Origin of the sequence: Streptococcus mitis (assembly GCF_000722755.1) — a bacterium.
GTDB lineage: Bacteria > Bacillota > Bacilli > Lactobacillales > Streptococcaceae > Streptococcus > Streptococcus mitis_CM.
The window spans coordinates 260006-279373 of the sequence record NZ_JPFY01000015.1 but is presented as its reverse complement, the minus strand read 5'-3'; the positions used below and the strand labels follow the sequence as shown (position 1 = coordinate 279373).

Sequence of the window (19368 nt, the reverse complement as noted above, 5' to 3'; positions counted from 1 at the left end):
ATCAGGAGGACAGCACATGTCACAAGAAAAATACATTATGGCCATTGACCAGGGAACTACAAGTTCTCGTGCCATTATTTTCAACAAAAAAGGAGAAAAAGTTAGCTCGAGTCAAAAAGAGTTTACCCAGATTTTCCCTCAGGCAGGTTGGGTAGAGCACAATGCCAATGAAATTTGGAACTCTGTTCAGTCAGTTATTGCGGGTGCTTTCATCGAAAGTGGTGTCAAGCCAAATCAAATCGAAGCAATCGGGATTACCAACCAGCGTGAAACAACTGTCGTCTGGGATAAGAAAACAGGGCTCCCTATCTACAATGCTATCGTTTGGCAATCACGTCAGACAGCTCCTTTGGCTGAACAACTAAAAAGTCAAGGTTATGTGGAAAAATTCCATGAAAAGACTGGTTTGATTATCGATGCTTACTTCTCTGCTACCAAGGTTCGTTGGATTTTGGATCATGTAGAAGGCGCTCAAGAGCGAGCAGAAAAAGGAGAATTGCTCTTTGGTACCATTGATACTTGGTTGGTTTGGAAATTGACTGACGGTGCGGCTCACGTGACGGACTACTCAAACGCAGCTCGTACCATGCTATATAACATTAAAGAACTCAAATGGGATGATGAGATTTTGGAAATTCTCAACATTCCTAAGGCTATGCTTCCAGAAGTTCGTTCTAACTCTGAAATCTACGGTAAGACAGCTCCATTCCATTTCTACGGTGGAGAAGTGCCAATCTCAGGTATGGCTGGGGACCAACAAGCAGCCCTCTTTGGGCAGTTGGCCTTTGAACCGGGTATGGTCAAGAATACTTATGGAACAGGTTCTTTCATCATCATGAATACTGGTGAAGAGATGCAGTTGTCTGAAAACAACCTATTAACAACCATTGGTTACGGAATCAACGGCAAGGTTTACTATGCCTTGGAAGGTTCTATCTTCATCGCAGGAAGCGCCATTCAGTGGCTTCGTGACGGTCTTCGCATGGTAGAAAACTCACCAGAATCTGAAAAATATGCTCGTGATTCTCACAACAATGATGAAGTTTATGTCGTTCCAGCCTTTACAGGTTTAGGTGCTCCATACTGGAACCAAAACGCTCGCGGTTCTGTCTTTGGTTTGACTCGTGGAACAACTAAAGAAGACTTTATCAAGGCGACTTTGCAATCTATCGCTTATCAAGTACGTGACATCATCGATACCATGCAAGTGGATGCGCAGACAGCTATCCAGGTCTTGAAAGTAGACGGTGGTGCAGCTATGAACAATTTCCTCATGCAGTTCCAAGCTGATATTTTGGGAATCGATATTGCACGCGCCAAAAACTTGGAAACAACAGCTCTAGGAGCAGCCTTCCTAGCTGGTTTGTCAGTAGGCTATTGGAAGGACTTGGATGAGTTGAAACTCTTGAACGAGACAGGAGAGCTCTTCGAGCCATCTATGAACGAATCTCGTAAGGAACAACTCTACAAGGGCTGGAAGAAGGCTGTGAAAGCAACGCAAGTCTTTGCGGAAGTAGACGACTAATACTGGAAGAATAAAGCGACTTAGTTAGAAAGTGTGTAAATATGGAATTTTCAAAGAAAACACGTGAATTGTCAATTAAAAAAATGCAGGAACGCACCTTGGATCTCTTGATTATTGGTGGAGGGATTACAGGAGCTGGTGTAGCTTTGCAGGCAGCAGCTAGTGGTCTTGACACTGGATTGATTGAAATGCAGGACTTCGCAGAAGGAACATCCAGTCGTTCAACAAAATTAGTTCACGGAGGTCTTCGTTACCTCAAACAATTTGACGTAGAAGTGGTATCAGATACGGTTTCTGAACGTGCAGTGGTACAACAAATTGCACCTCACATTCCAAAACCAGACCCAATGCTCTTGCCAGTTTACGATGAGGATGGAGCGACCTTTAGCCTCTTCCGTCTGAAAGTAGCTATGGACTTGTATGACCTCTTGGCAGGAGTTAACAACACACCAGCTGCTAACAAGGTTTTGAGCAAGGAAGAAGTCTTGGAACGCCAGCCAAACTTGAAGAAAGAAGGTTTGGTAGGAGGTGGAGTTTATCTTGACTTCCGTAACAACGATGCACGTCTCGTGATTGAAAACATCAAACGTGCCAACCAAGACGGTGCCCTCATTGCTAACCATGTGAAGGCAGACGGCTTCCTCTTTGACGAAAGTGGCAAGATTACAGGTGTTGTAGCTCGTGATCTCTTGACAGACCAAGTATTTGAAATCAAGGCCCGTCTGGTGATTAACACAACAGGTCCTTGGAGCGACAAGGTACGCAATTTGTCTAATATGGGAACCCAATTCTCACAAATGCGTCCAACTAAGGGAGTTCACTTGGTAGTGGATTCAAGCAAGATCAAGGTTTCTCAACCAGTATACTTTGACACAGGTTTGGGAGATGGTCGTATGGTTTTTGTTCTTCCACGTGAAAACAAGACTTACTTCGGTACAACTGATACAGACTACACAGGTGATTTAGAACATCCAAAAGTAACTCAAGAAGATGTAGACTACCTACTTGGTATTGTCAACAACCGTTTCCCAGAAGCTAACATTACCATTGATGATATCGAAAGCAGCTGGGCAGGTCTTCGTCCATTGATCGCAGGCAATAGCGCTTCTGACTACAATGGAGGAAATAACGGCACCATTAGCGATGAAAGCTTTAACAACTTGATTGCAACTGTTGAATCTTACCTCACTAAAGAAAAAACTCGTGAAGATGTTGAGGCAGCTGTTAGCAAGCTTGAAAGCAGTACCTCTGAGAAACATTTGGACCCATCTGCAGTTTCTCGTGGTTCTAGCTTGGACCGAGATGATAATGGTCTCTTGACTCTTGCTGGTGGTAAAATCACAGACTACCGTAAGATGGCTGAAGGAGCTATGGAGCGCGTGGTTGACATCCTCAAAGCAGAATTTGACCGCAGCTTTAAACTCATCAACTCTAAGACATACCCTGTTTCAGGTGGGGAATTGAACCCAGCAAATGTGGACTCAGAAATCGAAGCCTTTGCGCAACTTGGAGTGTCACGTGGCTTGGATAGTAAGGAAGCCCACTATCTCGCAAATCTTTACGGTTCAAATGCACCGAAAGTCTTTGCTCTTGCTCATAGTTTGGAACAAGCGCCAGGACTCAGTTTGGCAGACACTTTGTCACTTCACTATGCAATGCGCAATGAGTTGGCTCTTAGCCCAGTTGACTTCCTTCTTCGTCGTACCAACCATATGCTCTTTATGCGTGATAGTTTGGACAGCATCGTTGAGCCAGTTTTGGATGAAATGGGACGATTCTATGACTGGACAGAAGATGAGAAAGCAACTTACCGTGCGGATGTCGAAGCAGCTCTTGCTAACAACGATTTAGCAGAATTAAAAAATTAAGAAAAAATAAAAGAGGTGGAGGGCAGGACTCCTAGTCTACCCCTCCTTCTTTTTAATGGAGACAGAAAGATGATGAATGAATTATTTGGAGAATTTTTAGGGACTTTAATCCTGATTCTTCTAGGAAATGGTGTTGTTGCAGGTGTGGTTCTTCCTAAAACCAAGAGCAACAATGCAGGTTGGATTGTGATTACCATGGGTTGGGGGATTGCAGTTGCGGTTGCAGTATTTGTATCTGGAAAACTCAGTCCGGCTCATTTAAACCCAGCTGTGACCATTGGTGTGGCCTTAAAAGGTGATCTGCCTTGGACTTCCGTTTTCCCTTACATCCTAGCTCAGTTTGCAGGGGCTATGCTAGGTCAGATTTTGGTTTGGTTGCAATTCAAACCTCACTACGAAGCAGAAGAAAATGCAGGCAATATTCTGGCAACCTTCAGTACTGGTCCAGCCATTCAGGATACTGTATCAAACTTGATTAGTGAAATCCTTGGAACTTTTGTTTTGGTCTTGACAATCTTTGCTTTGGGACTTTATGACCTTCAAGCAGGAATCGGAACCTTTGCAGTGGGGACCTTGATTGTCGGTATCGGTCTATCACTAGGTGGGACAACAGGTTATGCCTTGAACCCTGCACGTGACCTTGGACCTCGTATCATGCACAGTATCCTTCCAATTTCAAACAAGGGAGACGGAGATTGGTCTTATGCTTGGATTCCTGTTGTGGGACCTGTTATTGGTGCAGCCTTGGCCGTGCTTGTATTCTCACTTTTCTAAGATATTAAAACTCAATTATTCATACCGTAATAAACATAACTTACAAAAAACGACCAAAATAAGGAGCACTTTCTCACTTCATTTTGGTCGTTTTGATTTTTTAAGTTTGTATACTGGTGTTGATTACTATTTTAGCTAAAAAGGCAGAATCCTTAACTGGTTCCTTCATCAATTTTTTGTTCTTGAATTTTATTTATGGTGTGAATAATTTTGTCTCATTATTGGGGTTCAGTACTGAGAGTCAGTTGGATTTTTTATTTTAAGAAATAAAATAACAGAAGTATTTTTAGTTTTTAAATTATGATATAATGAATAAAGTTAACTATCCTTGGTAATATGATAGGAACTAATATTAAAAAGATAAATCAAGAGATGAGAAAAAGAAAAAAGGAGTTTGGCTGGTATGAATTATTTCGAGGGGAATGAGTTTTTCCTTCTTTTGTTTGTAGTTTTACTAATTGGTTTTGTAGTAAACTTTTTTGAAAAACGTAAGGACTACTATATTTTGGTGCTCTCCCTCTTATTTGCAGGAGTTATTTATGGCAAGAGTAGAGCAATGATTGTCTATTTACTTGCCTTTGTCATTTATCAATATTTTCTAGTTTTTCTAGCACAGAGTATAGAAGCAAAGCGGCTGAAACCTTTGGTTTTCCTTTCTATTCTTCCTTTAGTGATCAATAAAGTCTTTGCCCTGACTTCTCTGCATTTGTTGGCCTTTATTGGAATTTCTTACATGTCCTTTAAGACCATTCAGATCATGCTGGAGATATCGGATGGCTTGATTAAAGAAAAGATTAGCATAAAAGACTACCTGCAATTTTTACTTTTTTCCCTACAGTTAGTGCTGGTCCGATTGATCGGAGTAGGAGATTTTTAAAAGAGATAAACGAGGTCATGCCTCGAAAAGAGTATCTAGAGTTGGCAGGTGACGGTGTGTATCGTATCGTTCTAGGCCTTCTTTACAAGGTTGTTTTATCAACCTATGTTTACCAGATGTTGCTCGCTCTAAATAATACTGGCACAGTCATTTACTCAATCAAGTATATGTACCTCTATACCTTGTATCTGTTCTTCGACTTTGCAGGCTATAGTCTAATGGCCGTTGGAAGTAGCAACATTCTAGGTATTCAGACACCGATGAACTTTAACAAACCTTTCTTGAGTGTCGATATCAAAGATTTCTGGACCAGATGGCATATCACCTTGTCGACCTGGTTGAGAGATTTTGTATTTTCAAGAGTATTGATGCAGGCCATCAGGAAAAAATGGTTTAAAAATAGACTACACAATGCAACCTATGCCTATATGGTCAATATGTTGGTCATGGGTTTTTGGCATGGTCTTAGTGTTAGCTACATTGTTTATGGTTTTTATCATGGTGTTTTGATGGCTGGATTTGAGGTGTATCAAAAGAAAAGCAATTTTTATAAGAAAAATAAAAATAAAAATTGGTATAAGCTACTGAGTTGGTTTGTGACCATGAATTTGGTTATGATTGGTTTCTTTATCTTTTCAGGTGAACCCTATAAAATCTTACTTACGATTTTAAAGAGATAAGAACTTGAAAAGAGATTGGACGGATCGAAGGGATAGGATAAAACTAGATGATTAAACTAAAAGCATTTTTGCTATCGCTTGTGCTCGTAATTGCGACGCTTGCGCTTTTAAATGTGACATACGTCAAGAAGATTGATGATTATTATAAAGTAAAGGATAACAGTATTCGCTATAGCACTTCGTATGAAAAGTATAAAAGTAGAGATATTTTAACAAGCAATATCACTCCCAATACATTGGTTTTATTGGGGTCATCTGAGTTGGTTGCAACGATAAATGAAGACTATCATCCCAATAAAATTTTTAACTACAACGATTTTAATATCATGCAGATTGGGACCAGTTATTCACAAAACATCATTCAGGCTACGACCTTGGGTTCTATTGAAGGATCTATGACTAAGCGAAAAGTGGCTATAATAGAATCGGTTCAGTGGTTTGAAAAAGATGGGACTCATCAAGATGCCTTTTTGAACAAGGCTTCTCAGGAACATATTTTCCATATGCTAGGTAATGATAAGATTAGTAAGGAAACGAAAGAAAAACTAATCAATCGCATTATCGAAATTACCAAGGGGAACAAGCAACAAAATGACATCTACAAAAAATACAAAAGTTATTTCATAGATGAGAAAGGAACGATTGTTGATAAAAAACTATTAGAGTTCGATAACGCGATTTATTCCTTTAAACTCAAACAGACTTTTTATCAAAAACATGCCAAATCAGATTATCCTTCACTAGGGGATAAAACCCCAGACTATGATTGGGAGAAAATGACGAATCAGTTTGTAGAAGAGGTCAAAAAGAAAACAGACAATAATGATTATGCTGTTGATAATAACTACTACAATACCTACTTAAAAGATCGCTATGTATCTCTGAAAGATTCTAATAAAGATTTGAGTTATCTGGAGTCACCAGAGTATTCAGATATGGAACTTTTCTTGACAGTTGCTAAGGAATTGGGCATTGAAGTTGAGGTCATTATTTTCCCAGTAAACGGGAAGTGGAACGACTACACAGGTGTTTCAAGAGAGATGCGGGAAAAAACTTACAAAAAAATAGAAGATGTTGCAAAAAGCCATGGTGCAACAGTACTAAACTATGGAAACAGAGAGTATGATGATTACTTTTTATTTGACGTGATGCACGTTGGAGTGAAAGGATGGATGGAAGTTGAAAAAGAACTATACAAATTTGCAAACCAAGATAACTAACACACACCGTTTAATCTTGTGGACGTTATTTTTCTATACTGTTATCTTAAGCATCGTGATTTATTGTTTTGTGACCGATTTTTCGAACATTCAAGAATTTATCTATAGTGAATTCTAGGATTACATACTATAAAAATCTCTAGATAAAGGGAACTGCACCGATAAAGTGAGACATAAGATAAGGCTCTATAATATTTATAGTGGAAAAATCCTCTATAGGTAGTATGGAGCCTACTATGTTGTAGCTCCCCATATAATCCATACTGAAAAGCATTTAAGCTATCATTAGAAAGAATCATATGGAACAAATTAATGTTACTGGAACGTAGTGAAAATAGACGGGTAAACAATTGAAAAACTAGTCTATAAAGTGGTATAATAGCAGAAAAATAAATTAGTAAGAAATTGATTTTATTTTAGCGGAAAATTACAGAAATGAATGGTTTTTCTTGATGAAACAAAGAAAAGAATTGTACATATTTCTTGGTCGGACAGCCTTGTATTTTTTTATCTTTCTAGGGCTGCTTTACTTTTTTAGCTATCTTGGTCAGGGTCAAGGAAGCTTTATCTATAATGAATTTTAACTTGAAGGAGAATCCTTATTATGTCAAATAAACCAATAGTAGATATGATTGAAACCATTGAGCATTTTGCTCAGACCCAGCCTAGCTATCCTGTTTACAATGTTTTGGGGCAGGAACACACTTATGGAGATTTGAAAGCTGATTCGAATAGTTTGGCTGCAGCCATTGACCAACTAGATTTGCCTGAGAAGTCTCCTGTGGTTGTTTTTGGTGGCCAAGAATATGAAATGTTGGCAACCTTTGTAGCGCTGACTAAGTCGGGGCATGCCTACATTCCAATTGACAGCCATTCGGCCTTGGAGCGAGTTTCAGCTATTTTAGAAGTAGCAGAGCCAAGCTTGATTATTGCCATTTCAGACTTTCCATTGGAGCAGGCTTCTACACCGATAATGAATCTAGCTCAGGTTCAAGAAGCATTTGCCCAAGGGACTAGTTATGAGATGACGCATCCAGTCAAGGGTGATGATAATTACTACATCATCTTTACTTCTGGTACGACTGGTAAGCCAAAAGGAGTGCAGATTTCCCATGATAATCTCCTCAGCTTTACCAACTGGATGATTACGGACAAGGAATTTGCGACGCCAAGTCGTCCGCAAATGCTGGCTCAGCCACCTTATTCTTTTGATCTGTCTGTCATGTACTGGGCTCCGACCTTGGCATTAGGTGGTACGCTCTTCGCTCTTCCTTCAGCTATTACTCAGGACTTTAAGCAACTCTTTGCTACCATCTTTTCATTGCCAATCGCTATCTGGACCTCAACCCCTTCTTTTGCAGATATGGCCATGATATCAGAAGACTTTAATAGCGAGAAAATGCCTGGAATTACGCATTTCTACTTTGATGGCGAAGAGTTGACGGTCAAAACTGCTCAAAAACTGCGTGAGCGTTTCCCGAATGCCCGTATTATCAATGCTTACGGTCCAACAGAAGCGACAGTAGCCTTGTCAGCTGTTGCTGTGACAGACGAGATGTTGGCGACTCTCAAACGCCTACCAATCGGCTATACCAAGGCCGACTCTCCAACCTTTATCATTGATGAGGACGGCAAGAAACTGCCAAATGGTGAACAGGGAGAAATCATTGTTTCTGGACCAGCCGTTTCAAAAGGTTATATGAATAATCCTGAAAAAACGGCAGAAGCCTTCTTTGAGTTTGAAGGTCTACCAGCCTACCATACAGGAGATGTGGGAACTATGACAGATGAGGGCTTGCTTCTCTACGGCGGACGCATGGACTTCCAGATTAAGTTCAACGGTTACCGCATTGAGTTAGAAGATGTCTCTCAAAACCTCAATAAGTCTCGCTTTATCGAGTCTGCTGTTGCAGTACCGCGCTATAATAAAGACCACAAGGTGCAAAATCTTCTAGCCTATGTCATCTTAAAAGATGGTGTTCGTGAGCAGTTTGAGCGTGATATCGATATTACCAAGGCCATTAAGGAAGACTTGACAGATATTATGATGTCTTATATGATGCCGTCCAAATTCCTTTATCGAGACAGTTTGCCACTGACTCCAAATGGAAAAATTGATATCAAAGGATTGATTAATGAGGTAAATAGGAGATGATGGAGTTTTTTAAACAGCTTCCTCATTTAGAGCCATACGGCAATCCTCAGTATTTTGTCTATGTGATTGCTGCAACCTTGCCCATCTTTATCGGCCTCTTTTTCAAGAAACGCTTTGCCTGGTACGAGGTATTGGTTAGTCTCTTCTTTATCGTTACCATGCTGGTAGGTGGGAAGACTAATCAATTGGCTGCCTTGGGCATTTATCTGTGCTGGGAAATATTGCTCTTGCTTTTCTATAAGCACTATCGAAAAAGTAAGGATGGTAAGTGGGTTTTCTACCTAGTTAGTTTTCTGTCCCTACTGCCGATTATCTTTGTCAAGGTGCAGCCAGCTATCAATGGAACGCAGTCTTTGCTTGGATTTTTGGGAATTTCTTACCTGACCTTTCGTTCGGTTGGGATTATCATCGAGCTGAGAGATGGAGTGATTAAGGATTTTAGCCTCTGGGAATTCCTCCGCTTCCTACTCTTCATGCCGACTTTTTCAAGCGGGCCAATCGATCGCTTTAAGCGGTTTAATGAAAATTATCAGACCATTCCTGAGCGAGATGAGTTGATGGATATGCTGGATGAATCTGTTCGCTATATCATGTGGGGATTTTTGTATAAGTTTATCCTAGCTCATGTTTTAGGAGAAACCTTACTCCCTCCTCTAAAGAATCTAGCCTTGCAGTCAGGTGGTTTCTTTAACCACTATGCCTTGGCAGTCATGTATACCTTTGGTCTGGAGCTATTCTTTGACTTTGCAGGGTACTCTATGTTTGCCTTGGCCATTTCAAATTTGATGGGAATTCGTAGCCCTATCAACTTTAATAAGCCTTTTTTATCAAGGGATTTAAAGGAATTTTGGAATCGCTGGCACATGAGTCTCTCTTTCTGGTTCCGTGACTTTGTCTTTATGCGAATGGTGATGGTACTGACCAGAAAGAAGGTCTTTAAAAATCGTAATGTAACTTCGAGCGTGGCCTATATTGTAAATATGCTGGTTATGGGATTTTGGCATGGTGTAACTTGGTATTACATCGCCTATGGCCTCTTTCATGGATTAGGCTTGGTAATCAATGACGCCTGGGTTCGCAAGAAAAAGACGCTCAATAAGGAGCGGAAAAAAGCAGGGGAAGCTGCTCTACCTGAGAATCGCTGGATTCAGTTGCTTGGCATGGTTGTCACCTTCCATGTCGTCATGCTGTCATTCTTAATCTTTTCTGGATTCTTGAATGATTTATGGTTTTAAAAATAAAGGAAATAAAATATGGATATCAAATCAGAAGTTATCGAAATTATTGATGAGTTGTTTATGGAAGACGTTTCTGACATGATGGATGAAGATCTTTTTGATGCAGGTGTCTTGGATAGTATGGGCACGGTTGAGTTGATTGTGGAGATTGAAAACCGTTTTGACATTCGTGTCCCTGTAACAGAGTTTGGTCGCGATGACTGGAATACAGCTAATAAAATTATAGCTGGTATTGTGGAGCTACAAAATGCTTAAACGCTTATGGATGATCTTCGGACCGGTCTTGATAGCTGGTTTGTTGGTCTACCTTTTGATTTTCTTCTTCCCAACTGGGAGTGATCATGATATCATACAGGAAAAGCGATCAGCAGCAGCAACTACAACCGATAGTTTTAAAGAAAGATTTCAAAAAGTGAGGGCTCTGTCAGATCCTGATTTACGATTTGTTCCTTTTTTTGGTTCGAGTGAGTGGATTCGTTTTGATAGTATGCATCCTGCTGTATTAGCTGAAAAGTATAATCGTTCTTATCGACCATACTTTTTGGGGCAGGCGGGTGCGGCTTCTCTTAATCAGTACTTTGGCATGCAACAAATTTTGCCAGAAATTGAGAATAAACAGGCGATATTTGTGATTTCTCCTCAGTGGTTTACAGAGGAAGATCACGAGCCTGCATCTTTCCAAAACTACTTTAACAACGATCAGTTGACGGCTTTTTTGGAAAATCAAACAGGAGATATAGTTGCGAAACACGCAGCCAAACGTCTCTTAAAGCAAAATCCACTATTATCTATGAAAAGTATTGTTCAGAAGTTGGAAAAGGGAGAGGAGCTGTCAGAAGTTGATCATACTCTTATTAAAGCCTTTGCCCGATTCAATGAGAGGCAGGCTTCTCTATTTGGTCAGTTCTCCATTAGAGGACAACTCAAATATAAGGAACATGTAGAAAATTATTTAAAAGATCTTCCGGATCAATTTTCTTACCAAGAGTTAGAAAAAATTGCTCGAAAGGACGCAGAAGCAAATACGACCAATAATGATATGGGGATGGAAAATAAATTTTATAAGACCCAAATTAAGGACTCTATCAAGAGATATCAGGGGTATCAAAAGAATTACAGCTTCCTAAAATCATCTGAATATAATGATTTACAGTTGGTTCTCAATCAATTTGCAAAATCGAAAGTTAATGTCCTCTTTGTCATCCAACCTGTCAACAAGAAATGGATGGATTACACAGAGCTCAGAGAAGATATGTACCAGCATGCAGTGGAGAAAATTCGTTACCAATTAGAAAGTCAAGGTTTCACTAATATTGCTGACTTTTCAAAAAATGGAGGGGATCCTTATTTTATTAAGGATACCATTCATCTGGGTTGGTTGGGTTGGTTGGCTTTTGACAAGGTGGTTGATCCTTTCCTATCCAATTCCACACCAGCTCCGACTTATCATTTGAATGAGCGCTTTTTCAGCAAAGACTGGGCGACTTATGATGGAGATGTCAAGACATTCAAATAGATAATAATATATAGAAGAGTTCAAGAATGAAACTGGTTTTCACGTTTTTTCTTGACTCTTTTTTGGTTTGTGATATAATTAACCAGTAAAGAATCAGTGACTATCGATACTTTTATCTAAAATTGATAGTTAAGAAAGGAGTAACAAATGAGACAGCTAGCGAAGGATATCGATGCTTTTTTGAATGAGGTGATTTTGCAGGCAGAAAATCAGCATGAAATCCTAATAGGTCATTGCACTAGCGAGGTGGCTCTGACCAATACCCAGGAGCATATCCTCATGCTCTTGTCAGAGGAATCTTTAACAAATTCAGAGTTGGCCCGTCGTCTCAATGTCAGTCAGGCGGCAGTTACCAAGGCTATCAAGTCTTTAGTCAAAGAGGGCATGTTAGAGACATCCAGAGATCCAAAAGATGCGCGTGTGATTTTTTATCAGTTGACTGACTTGGCTCGTCCAATCGCTGAGGAGCACCATCATCACCATGAGCATACACTTTTAACCTATGAAGAAGTGGCGACTCAGTTTACTCCAAATGAACAAAAAGTGATTCAGCGGTTTTTGACTGCTTTAGTAGGAGAAATCAAATAATGAGATATATTACGGTAGAGGATTTATCCTTCTATTATGATAAGGAGCCCGTTCTTGAACATATCAATTATAGTGTTGATAGTGGGGAATTTGTTACCTTGACTGGGGAAAATGGAGCGGCTAAGACGACACTCATCAAAGCCAGTCTTGGAATTCTCCAACCACGCATTGGTAAGGTAACTATTTCAAAGACAAATACGCAGGGTAAGAAATTGAGAATGGCCTATCTTCCCCAGCAGATTGCTAGTTTTAATGCAGGTTTTCCAAGTACGGTTTATGAATTTGTCAAGTCGGGTCGCTATCCGCGAAAAGGCTGGTTCCGTCGCTTGAATGCTCATGATGAGGAGCATATCAAGGCTAGTCTGGACTCAGTTGGCATGTGGGAACACAGAGACAAACGCTTGGGTTCTCTATCTGGAGGACAAAAGCAGCGAGCGGTGATTGCGCGTATGTTTGCTTCGGATCCAGATGTGTTTATCCTAGATGAGCCGACAACGGGAATGGATGCAGGAAGTAAAAATGAATTTTACGAACTCATGCACCACAGCGCCCATCATCATGGCAAGGCTGTTTTGATGATTACCCATGACCCTGAAGAAGTTAAGGACTATGCGGACCGCAATATCCATCTAGTCCGTAACCAAGACTCACCATGGCGTTGTTTCAACGTTCATGAGAATGATCAGGAGGTGGGCCATGCTTAGTTTGTTATCTTATGACTTTATGCAACGTGCCTTTCTGGCCGTTATTGCCATGAGTCTTTTCTCGCCGGTATTGGGGACCTTCCTTATCTTGCGCCGTCAGAGTTTGATGAGTGATACCCTCAGCCACGTCTCTCTTTCAGGTGTAGCCTTTGGTCTGGTACTAGGGATTTCTCCAACTATTTCTACTATTGCTATTGTCTTGATTGCGGCGGTCTTTCTGGAGTATCTCCGTACGGTTTACAAGAGCTTTATGGAAATCGGGACAGCTATCCTCATGTCGACAGGTCTGGCTGTTTCTCTGATTGTCATGAGCAAGGGTAAAAGCTCGAGTTCAATGAGTTTGGACCAGTATCTTTTTGGTTCTATCGTGACGATTAGTGAAGAGCAGGTTATTTCCCTCTTTGTCATTGCGGCGGTTGTTTTGATTTTGACCTTCCTCTTCCTTCGTCCGATGTACATTTTGACCTTTGATGAGGATACAGCCTTTGTGGATGGCTTGCCAGTTCGTACCATGTCTATTCTTTTTAACATGGTGACAGGGGTGGCCATTGCCCTTATGATTCCTGCTGCGGGAGCTCTTTTGGTATCGACCATTATGGTCTTGCCAGCTAGTATTGCCCTGCGTCTGGGGAAAAACTTTAAATCGGTTATGCTGCTTGCCAGTGCTATTGGATTTTTGGGAATGGTAGCAGGACTTTACATTTCCTACTATGCAGAAACACCTGCAAGTGCAAGTATTACCATTATTTTTGTAACTGTCTTTTTACTCATTAGTTTAGTAAGACGTTTTATCAAATAGGAGACTAATGTGAAAAAAATTAGCTTATTGCTAGCCAGTCTATGTGCCTTGTTTTTAGTGGCTTGCTCCAATCAAAAGCAGGCAGATGGCAAACTAAATATCGTGACAACCTTTTACCCTGTCTATGAATTTACCAAGCAAGTCGCAGGAGATACTGCTAATGTAGAACTCCTAATCGGTGCTGGTACAGAACCTCATGAATACGAACCGTCTGCCAAGGCAGTTGCCAAAATCCAAGATGCAGATACTTTCGTTTATGAAAATGAAAACATGGAAACATGGGTTCCTAAATTGCTAGATACTTTGGATAAGAAAAAGGTGAAAACTATCAAGGTGACAGGTGATATGTTGCTCTTACCAGGTGGTGAGGAAGAAGAGGGAGACCATGACCATGGAGAAGAAGGCCATCACCATGAGTTTGACCCCCATGTTTGGTTATCACCAGTTCGTGCTATTAAACTAGTAGAGCACATCCGTGACAGCTTATCAGCAGATTATCCGGATAAAAAAGAGACCTTTGAGAAGAATGCTGCTGCCTATATCGAAAAATTGCAAGCCTTGGATAAGGCTTATGCAGAAGGCTTGTCTCAAGCCAAACAAAAGAGCTTTGTAACGCAACATGCAGCCTTTAACTACCTGGCCTTGGACTATGGACTCAAACAAGTCGCAATCTCAGGCCTTTCTCCAGATGCCGAGCCATCAGCTGCTCGCTTGGCAGAATTGACAGAGTACATCAAGAAAAATAAAATTGCCTATATCTACTTTGAAGAAAATGCCTCACAAGCTCTTGCTAACACACTTTCAAAAGAAGCAGGTGTCAAAACAGATGTTCTTAATCCTTTAGAAAGTCTGACAGAAGAGGATACCAAGGCTGGCGAAAACTATATTTCCGTGATGGAGAAAAATCTCAAGGCTCTAAAACAAACAACAGACCAAGAAGGCCCAGCAATCGAGCCTGAAAAGGCAGAGGATACCAAGACAGTCCAAAATGGTTACTTTGAAGATGCAGCTGTCAAGGACCGCACCTTGAGTGACTATGTAGGTAACTGGCAATCAGTTTATCCTTTCCTTGAAGATGGCACGTTTGACCAAGTCTTTGACTACAAGGCTAAGTTGACTGGTAAGATGACCCAGGCTGAGTACAAAGCTTACTATACAAAAGGCTATCAGACAGATGTGACTAAGATTAATATCACTGATAACACTATGGAATTTGTTCAAGGTGGACAAAGTAAGAAATTCACCTACAAGTATGTTGGTAAGAAAATCTTAACTTACAAGAAAGGCAATCGTGGCGTGCGCTTCCTCTTTAAAGCCACAGATGCAGACGCTGGACAGTTCAAGTATGTTCAGTTTAGTGATCACAATATCGCCCCAGTGAAGGCAGAACATTTCCATATCTTCTTTGGAGGAACAAGCCAAGAAGCTCTCTTTGAAGAAATGGACAACTGGCCAACCTACTACCCAGATAATCTATCTGGCCAAGAAATCGCCCAAGAAATGTTGGCGCATTGATGAGAAACCGACTAGATCATAGGAACTAGTCGGTTTTTGGATACTAGATTGGGTTGGGTACTAGGTGGTAACTTCATTATATACCTTTCAGATACCTGAGGAACGTAATCGGTAACCGATGACAAAAATAGTATACACATCAAATTTAGATTATCAACATTGATTAATGCTTGAACTATTGGAGTGCGGTTCACTTCAATGATGTTTTTTGTGAGTCTTTTAAAGGGATTAACCGTTACTTGTTTCGTTTCTATGTCCACGACTTGTAAAGCTCAGATAGTATGTTGATAATCAACGGAGTTAGAGAGAACTAGCATGGTAGACCTAATTCTTTACCAGTTGTTTTAGCAAGAGATTAGACGACAATGTGACAATTCACCTCTAATTATTGACATTTCAGGAAAAATCGCAGTAAAAACTGCACAGCCTTCTTTAAATGTGCTATAATACAGGAAAAATAATGATGGAGGTCACGATAATGGCAACATTTTTGATGATTTTTATGGTGGTTTGTGTGCTCCTATTGGTGATAGTCACACTGAGTACAGTTTATGTGGTTCGTCAGCAGTCGGTGGCGATTATTGAACGCTTTGGGAAATACCAAAAGGTTGCCAATAGCGGTATTCATATTCGATTGCCTTTTGGGATTGACTCGATTGCAGCGCGGATTCAGTTGCGCTTGTTGCAAAGCGATATTGTGGTTGAGACTAAGACAAAGGACAATGTGTTCGTTATGATGAATGTGGCGACCCAGTACCGTGTCAATGAGCAGAGCGTGACAGATGCTTACTATAAACTCATGCGTCCAGAATCTCAGATTAAATCTTATATCGAAGATGCTCTTCGCTCTTCTGTTCCCAAATTAACCTTGGATGAATTGTTTGAGAAAAAAGATGAGATTGCCCTTGAAGTTCAACATCAAGTAGCAGAAGAAATGACTACTTACGGTTATATTATCGTGAAAACTTTGATTACCAAGGTCGAACCAGATGCAGAAGTCAAGCAATCCATGAATGAAATCAATGCAGCGCAACGCAAGCGGGTCGCAGCGCAAGAATTGGCGGAAGCTGATAAGATTAAAATCGTCACTGCAGCTGAAGCCGAAGCAGAAAAGGACCGCCTTCATGGTGTGGGGATTGCCCAACAACGTAAGGCGATTGTGGATGGCTTAGCAGAGTCTATCACCGAACTCAAGGAAGCCAATGTTGGCATGACAGAAGAACAAATCATGTCCATCCTCTTGACCAACCAGTATTTGGATACTTTGAATACCTTTGCCTCTAAAGGAAATCAAACTATCTTTTTACCAAATACGCCAAATGGTGTGGATGATATCCGTACACAAATCTTGTCAGCTCTACGTGCTGAGAAGAAATAATAGACTAAAGAGCCTGGAGTCAGGCTCTTTTTAGTGTTCGTGAGAGATAAGTTTTAGCTTAAGTAAGACTATTCACAAAAGTTACTAACAGGTTGTGGATAAGTGTGGATAATTTCTGATTATTTTAGTGATAATTCTTATTTGTGTGACCAATTTAGTAACTTTTGAGGACTATAAAGTAGTTTTAATTACTGCAACTCAAGAGTTAAGCACAGTTTGGGATAGTTATTCACAGATTGTGGATAACCTTGGGGATTGCAGATTTTTTATTATTTAGCGATGACTTGGTAACCAGCTAAGTGTAAAGGTTAGTTGCTCAGCTTTTAGGAGGTCTTGGTGTTGGATAGTTGATACGAGTGTTTTGTCCAGTCGGCATTCTTTGACAAAGTTAAAATGGCTGTGGTTTTGTTTAGTATGGATATCCAGCGATTTACCTTCTTTAGCCAGGTAGATACGGAGGTGGTCAAAGAGAGGGATTCCGATGTCATAGCTTGGTTTGCCTGGACAGGTCGGATAGAATCCGAGAGCTGACCATATGTACCAGGCCGAGAGACTGCCGTTATCCTCATCGCCAGGATAGGCTTGCCAGTTTGCATGAAAGGCTTTCTGACGGAGAGTCTTGATGAGAAGGGCAGTGTAGTCAGGATAGTCGCTGTAGCGGAAGAGATAAGGAATGTGGAAGCTCGGCTGGTTGGAAATAGCGACTTGTCCAAACGGATCAGTAGCCATCTCGCTCATTTCATGAATCTCGTAACCATAGCCTGTTGTCTCAAAGAGAGGAGCATCTTGACAGGTTTTCAAAAGATAGTTGCTAAAGGTTTCTTTTCCACCCATAAGTTGGATTAAGCCTGGGATGTCGTGGAGAACGCCTAAAGTTGCTTGTATGGCTGAACATTCGGCATAATCACGTCCCCAACTATAAGGAGAGAAGTCAGGGCGGAAGTTGCCTTGGCTGTCTCGCGCTCGCATGTAGCCTGTTTCAGCGTCAAATAGATGGCGGTAATTTTGTGACGCAGTTCTATAAGTTTCCGCGATGTCATTCTGACCTAGTTTTTCAGCACAGCTAGAGATACAAAAGTCACTATAGGCATAGTCTAGGGTGTGGCTGACGCTTTCGTGGTGGTCGGTAGAGAGGTAGCCCAGTTCTTGGTATTGGGCTAGTCCGTGGCGACCATTGATACCGAGAGGGTCGGACTTGCTGGCTGTTTCAAGCATGGCTTGGAGGAGTTCTTCTTCTAGGTCGGGGGCCATGTCCTTGCAGGCGCTATCGGCGATAATACCGTCTAAAAGTGTACCTGGCATCATACCCCGTTCATCTGGAGTCAGCCATTTTGGAAGGAAACCAGTATCGCGGTAGTTATTGAGAAATCCTTCTAAGAATCGGTGGTAGTGTTCCGGTATAATAAGGGCAAAGAGGGGGAATGTGGTGCGGAAGGTATCCCAGAAACCATTATTGCTAAAGAGGACACCGGGCTTTACAGTTCCAGTAGCCAAATCTTTGTGGATGGCTTGCCCTGATTCATCAACCTCATAAAAAGTCTGAGGAAAGAGGAAGAGTCTGTAGAGACAGTGGTCAAAGAAGGTTCGGTTAGCTTCTCCTGTCTCTATAATGTCAAAACGATGGAGGAGATTTTCCCAATCCGCTTGGGCACTTGCTTTACAGCCTTCAAAATCTTCTTGAGGTAGATTAAGCAGAGCTTGAGAAGGAGAGATGAAAGAAGTCGCTAGCTGAATTTCAGCATGACTATCTGCCAGGTCGATTCTCCAGTCTCCACCTTCTTGGCTGATAGCAAGGATATCCGTATTCATTTGCAGGACAGTGAACATCGTTAGTGGATTTTTGTTGGTTTCAGTTTTTCCTTCTTGTCGCAGGGCAAGATTCCGCTTATCTACTTGCTCTACGGTCAGTTCATCTGCTGCGTGGAGATAGAGGGAGAGAGCTTTTCCTTGCTTTTGCTCCAAACGAATAGAAGCACCGTAGCAAGTCGGTGTGAGCTGGGTTTCAATCTGATAGCGCAGGGAGAAAATCTTCAGATAATGGGGTTGGAAAGAGGTCTTATCTATGTCATAGGAAGATTGGCGGTGAAAGAGGCTGTCTCCACCTAGTTGACTTGTGACAGGTGTCAGAAGGAGCCAAGAGTAGTCCCCAATCCAAGGACTGGGCTGGTGAGTTAATCGAATCCCCTGAAAAATAGGCAGATGTGGATCGAAAAACCAAGAGCCCTCCTGGTCACTGGTCTGGGGTACAAAGTAATTCATCCCAAAAGGCACGCCTGTGTATGGCAGGGTATTTCCCCGAGAAAAGGCATGCTTGCTGGCAGTTCCAAAGCGGGTATCGATGGTTTCAAGTAGTGGTTTCATAGTCTTTCCTTTAGCTGTTTTTCTACATTATATCAGAAAAAGATAGCCTTTAGAAAAGGAGTTTCAAAGATAACTATTTTGTAGAAAAATGACTATCATTTGTGTATGTATTTTCTGTCTCAAAAGCTATATACTGAAAATGAAACTTGTTTGAAAGAGGATACTGCACG

The 19368-nt window shown here is 41.1% G+C and carries 15 protein-coding genes and 1 pseudogene; 15 read left to right on the top strand and 1 reads right to left on the bottom strand.

Features of this window, described 5'->3' with window-relative positions:
• Nucleotides 1–16 precede the first annotated feature (16 nt).
• The 15 genes and pseudogenes from glpK to SK578_RS09730 all read left to right on the top strand — a co-directional run bounded on the left by glpK (nucleotide 17) and on the right by SK578_RS09730 (nucleotide 16837).
• Nucleotides 17–1525, top strand: coding sequence for a glycerol kinase GlpK (glpK, locus tag SK578_RS09800; RefSeq protein ID WP_000076786.1), 1509 nt, complete (start codon nucleotides 17–19; stop codon nucleotides 1523–1525).
• Between the two features lie 41 nt (nucleotides 1526–1566).
• Nucleotides 1567–3393: a type 1 glycerol-3-phosphate oxidase gene (gene glpO / locus SK578_RS09795; protein ID WP_042751815.1), complete on the top strand. Its 1827-nt coding sequence runs from the start codon at nucleotides 1567–1569 to the stop codon at nucleotides 3391–3393.
• A 69-nt stretch (nucleotides 3394–3462) separates the two neighbouring features.
• Entirely contained in the window at nucleotides 3463–4167 is a 705-nt protein-coding gene (locus tag SK578_RS09790; RefSeq protein WP_042751814.1) for an MIP/aquaporin family protein, read from the top strand.
• Between the two features lie 403 nt (nucleotides 4168–4570).
• Nucleotides 4571–5724: pseudogene (gene dltB, locus SK578_RS09785) on the top strand (D-alanyl-lipoteichoic acid biosynthesis protein DltB).
• Between the two features lie 47 nt (nucleotides 5725–5771).
• Nucleotides 5772–6944 carry a D-alanyl-lipoteichoic acid biosynthesis protein DltD gene (gene dltD / locus SK578_RS09780; RefSeq protein ID WP_042751813.1) on the top strand — a complete coding sequence of 391 codons (1173 nt, stop codon included), beginning with the start codon at nucleotides 5772–5774 and terminating at the stop codon, nucleotides 6942–6944.
• 452 nt (nucleotides 6945–7396) lie between these two features.
• Nucleotides 7397–7528 (top strand): teichoic acid D-Ala incorporation-associated protein DltX, encoded by a 132-nt coding sequence (locus tag SK578_RS09775; protein WP_042751812.1) that lies wholly within the window; start codon nucleotides 7397–7399, stop codon nucleotides 7526–7528.
• A gap of 20 nt (nucleotides 7529–7548) precedes the next feature.
• Nucleotides 7549–9099: a D-alanine--poly(phosphoribitol) ligase subunit DltA gene (gene dltA / locus SK578_RS09770; protein ID WP_042751811.1), complete on the top strand. Its 1551-nt coding sequence runs from the start codon at nucleotides 7549–7551 to the stop codon at nucleotides 9097–9099.
• Nucleotides 9096–10334, top strand: coding sequence for a D-alanyl-lipoteichoic acid biosynthesis protein DltB (gene dltB, locus SK578_RS09765; RefSeq protein WP_042751810.1), 1239 nt, complete (start codon nucleotides 9096–9098; stop codon nucleotides 10332–10334). The genes dltA and dltB (SK578_RS09765) overlap by 4 nt, the downstream gene beginning before the upstream one ends.
• A gap of 18 nt (nucleotides 10335–10352) precedes the next feature.
• Nucleotides 10353–10592 (top strand): D-alanine--poly(phosphoribitol) ligase subunit DltC, encoded by a 240-nt coding sequence (dltC, locus tag SK578_RS09760; RefSeq protein WP_000351967.1) that lies wholly within the window; start codon nucleotides 10353–10355, stop codon nucleotides 10590–10592.
• Nucleotides 10585–11853 carry a D-alanyl-lipoteichoic acid biosynthesis protein DltD gene (gene dltD / locus SK578_RS09755; RefSeq protein WP_042751809.1) on the top strand — a complete coding sequence of 423 codons (1269 nt, stop codon included), beginning with the start codon at nucleotides 10585–10587 and terminating at the stop codon, nucleotides 11851–11853. Before dltC ends, dltD (SK578_RS09755) begins: the two co-directional genes overlap by 8 nt.
• A gap of 147 nt (nucleotides 11854–12000) precedes the next feature.
• Nucleotides 12001–12441, top strand: a complete 441-nt coding sequence (adcR, locus tag SK578_RS09750) for a zinc-dependent transcriptional regulator AdcR (RefSeq protein ID WP_042751808.1) — start codon at nucleotides 12001–12003, stop codon at nucleotides 12439–12441.
• On the top strand, nucleotides 12441–13145 hold the full coding sequence (locus SK578_RS09745) for a metal ABC transporter ATP-binding protein (protein ID WP_033689523.1): 705 nt from the start codon (nucleotides 12441–12443) through the stop codon (nucleotides 13143–13145). Before adcR ends, SK578_RS09745 begins: the two co-directional genes overlap by 1 nt.
• Entirely contained in the window at nucleotides 13138–13944 is an 807-nt protein-coding gene (locus SK578_RS09740) for a metal ABC transporter permease (protein WP_000950030.1), read from the top strand. Before SK578_RS09745 ends, SK578_RS09740 begins: the two co-directional genes overlap by 8 nt.
• Before the next feature lie 9 nt (nucleotides 13945–13953).
• Entirely contained in the window at nucleotides 13954–15459 is a 1506-nt protein-coding gene (gene adcA, locus SK578_RS09735; RefSeq protein WP_042751807.1) for a zinc ABC transporter substrate-binding lipoprotein AdcA, read from the top strand.
• A gap of 493 nt (nucleotides 15460–15952) precedes the next feature.
• Complete coding sequence (locus SK578_RS09730) at nucleotides 15953–16837, top strand: SPFH domain-containing protein (protein ID WP_042751873.1); 885 nt, start codon at nucleotides 15953–15955, stop codon at nucleotides 16835–16837.
• A gap of 273 nt (nucleotides 16838–17110) precedes the next feature.
• Here the strand turns inward: SK578_RS09730 and SK578_RS09725 are convergent, their stop codons facing one another.
• Complete coding sequence (locus tag SK578_RS09725) at nucleotides 17111–19198, bottom strand: GH92 family glycosyl hydrolase (RefSeq protein WP_042751806.1); 2088 nt, start codon at nucleotides 19196–19198, stop codon at nucleotides 17111–17113.
• Nucleotides 19199–19368 lie beyond the last annotated feature (170 nt).

What these genes read in the sequence shown, in the direction of transcription:
- glpK (WP_000076786.1), top strand. Translation starts at nt 17, where the DNA reads ATGTCACAAGAAAAATACATTATGGCCATTGACCAGGGAACTACAAGT.
- glpO (WP_042751815.1), top strand. Translation starts at nt 1,567, where the DNA reads ATGGAATTTTCAAAGAAAACACGTGAATTGTCAATTAAAAAAATGCAG.
- SK578_RS09790 (WP_042751814.1), top strand. Translation starts at nt 3,463, where the DNA reads ATGATGAATGAATTATTTGGAGAATTTTTAGGGACTTTAATCCTGATT.
- dltD (WP_042751813.1), top strand. Translation starts at nt 5,772, where the DNA reads ATGATTAAACTAAAAGCATTTTTGCTATCGCTTGTGCTCGTAATTGCG.
- SK578_RS09775 (WP_042751812.1), top strand. Translation starts at nt 7,397, where the DNA reads ATGAAACAAAGAAAAGAATTGTACATATTTCTTGGTCGGACAGCCTTG.
- dltA (WP_042751811.1), top strand. Translation starts at nt 7,549, where the DNA reads ATGTCAAATAAACCAATAGTAGATATGATTGAAACCATTGAGCATTTT.
- dltB (WP_042751810.1), top strand. Translation starts at nt 9,096, where the DNA reads ATGATGGAGTTTTTTAAACAGCTTCCTCATTTAGAGCCATACGGCAAT.
- dltC (WP_000351967.1), top strand. Translation starts at nt 10,353, where the DNA reads ATGGATATCAAATCAGAAGTTATCGAAATTATTGATGAGTTGTTTATG.
- dltD (WP_042751809.1), top strand. Translation starts at nt 10,585, where the DNA reads ATGCTTAAACGCTTATGGATGATCTTCGGACCGGTCTTGATAGCTGGT.
- adcR (WP_042751808.1), top strand. Translation starts at nt 12,001, where the DNA reads ATGAGACAGCTAGCGAAGGATATCGATGCTTTTTTGAATGAGGTGATT.
- SK578_RS09745 (WP_033689523.1), top strand. Translation starts at nt 12,441, where the DNA reads ATGAGATATATTACGGTAGAGGATTTATCCTTCTATTATGATAAGGAG.
- SK578_RS09740 (WP_000950030.1), top strand. Translation starts at nt 13,138, where the DNA reads ATGCTTAGTTTGTTATCTTATGACTTTATGCAACGTGCCTTTCTGGCC.
- SK578_RS09730 (WP_042751873.1), top strand. Translation starts at nt 15,953, where the DNA reads ATGATTTTTATGGTGGTTTGTGTGCTCCTATTGGTGATAGTCACACTG.
- SK578_RS09725 (WP_042751806.1), bottom strand. Translation starts at nt 19,198, where the DNA reads ATGAAACCACTACTTGAAACCATCGATACCCGCTTTGGAACTGCCAGC.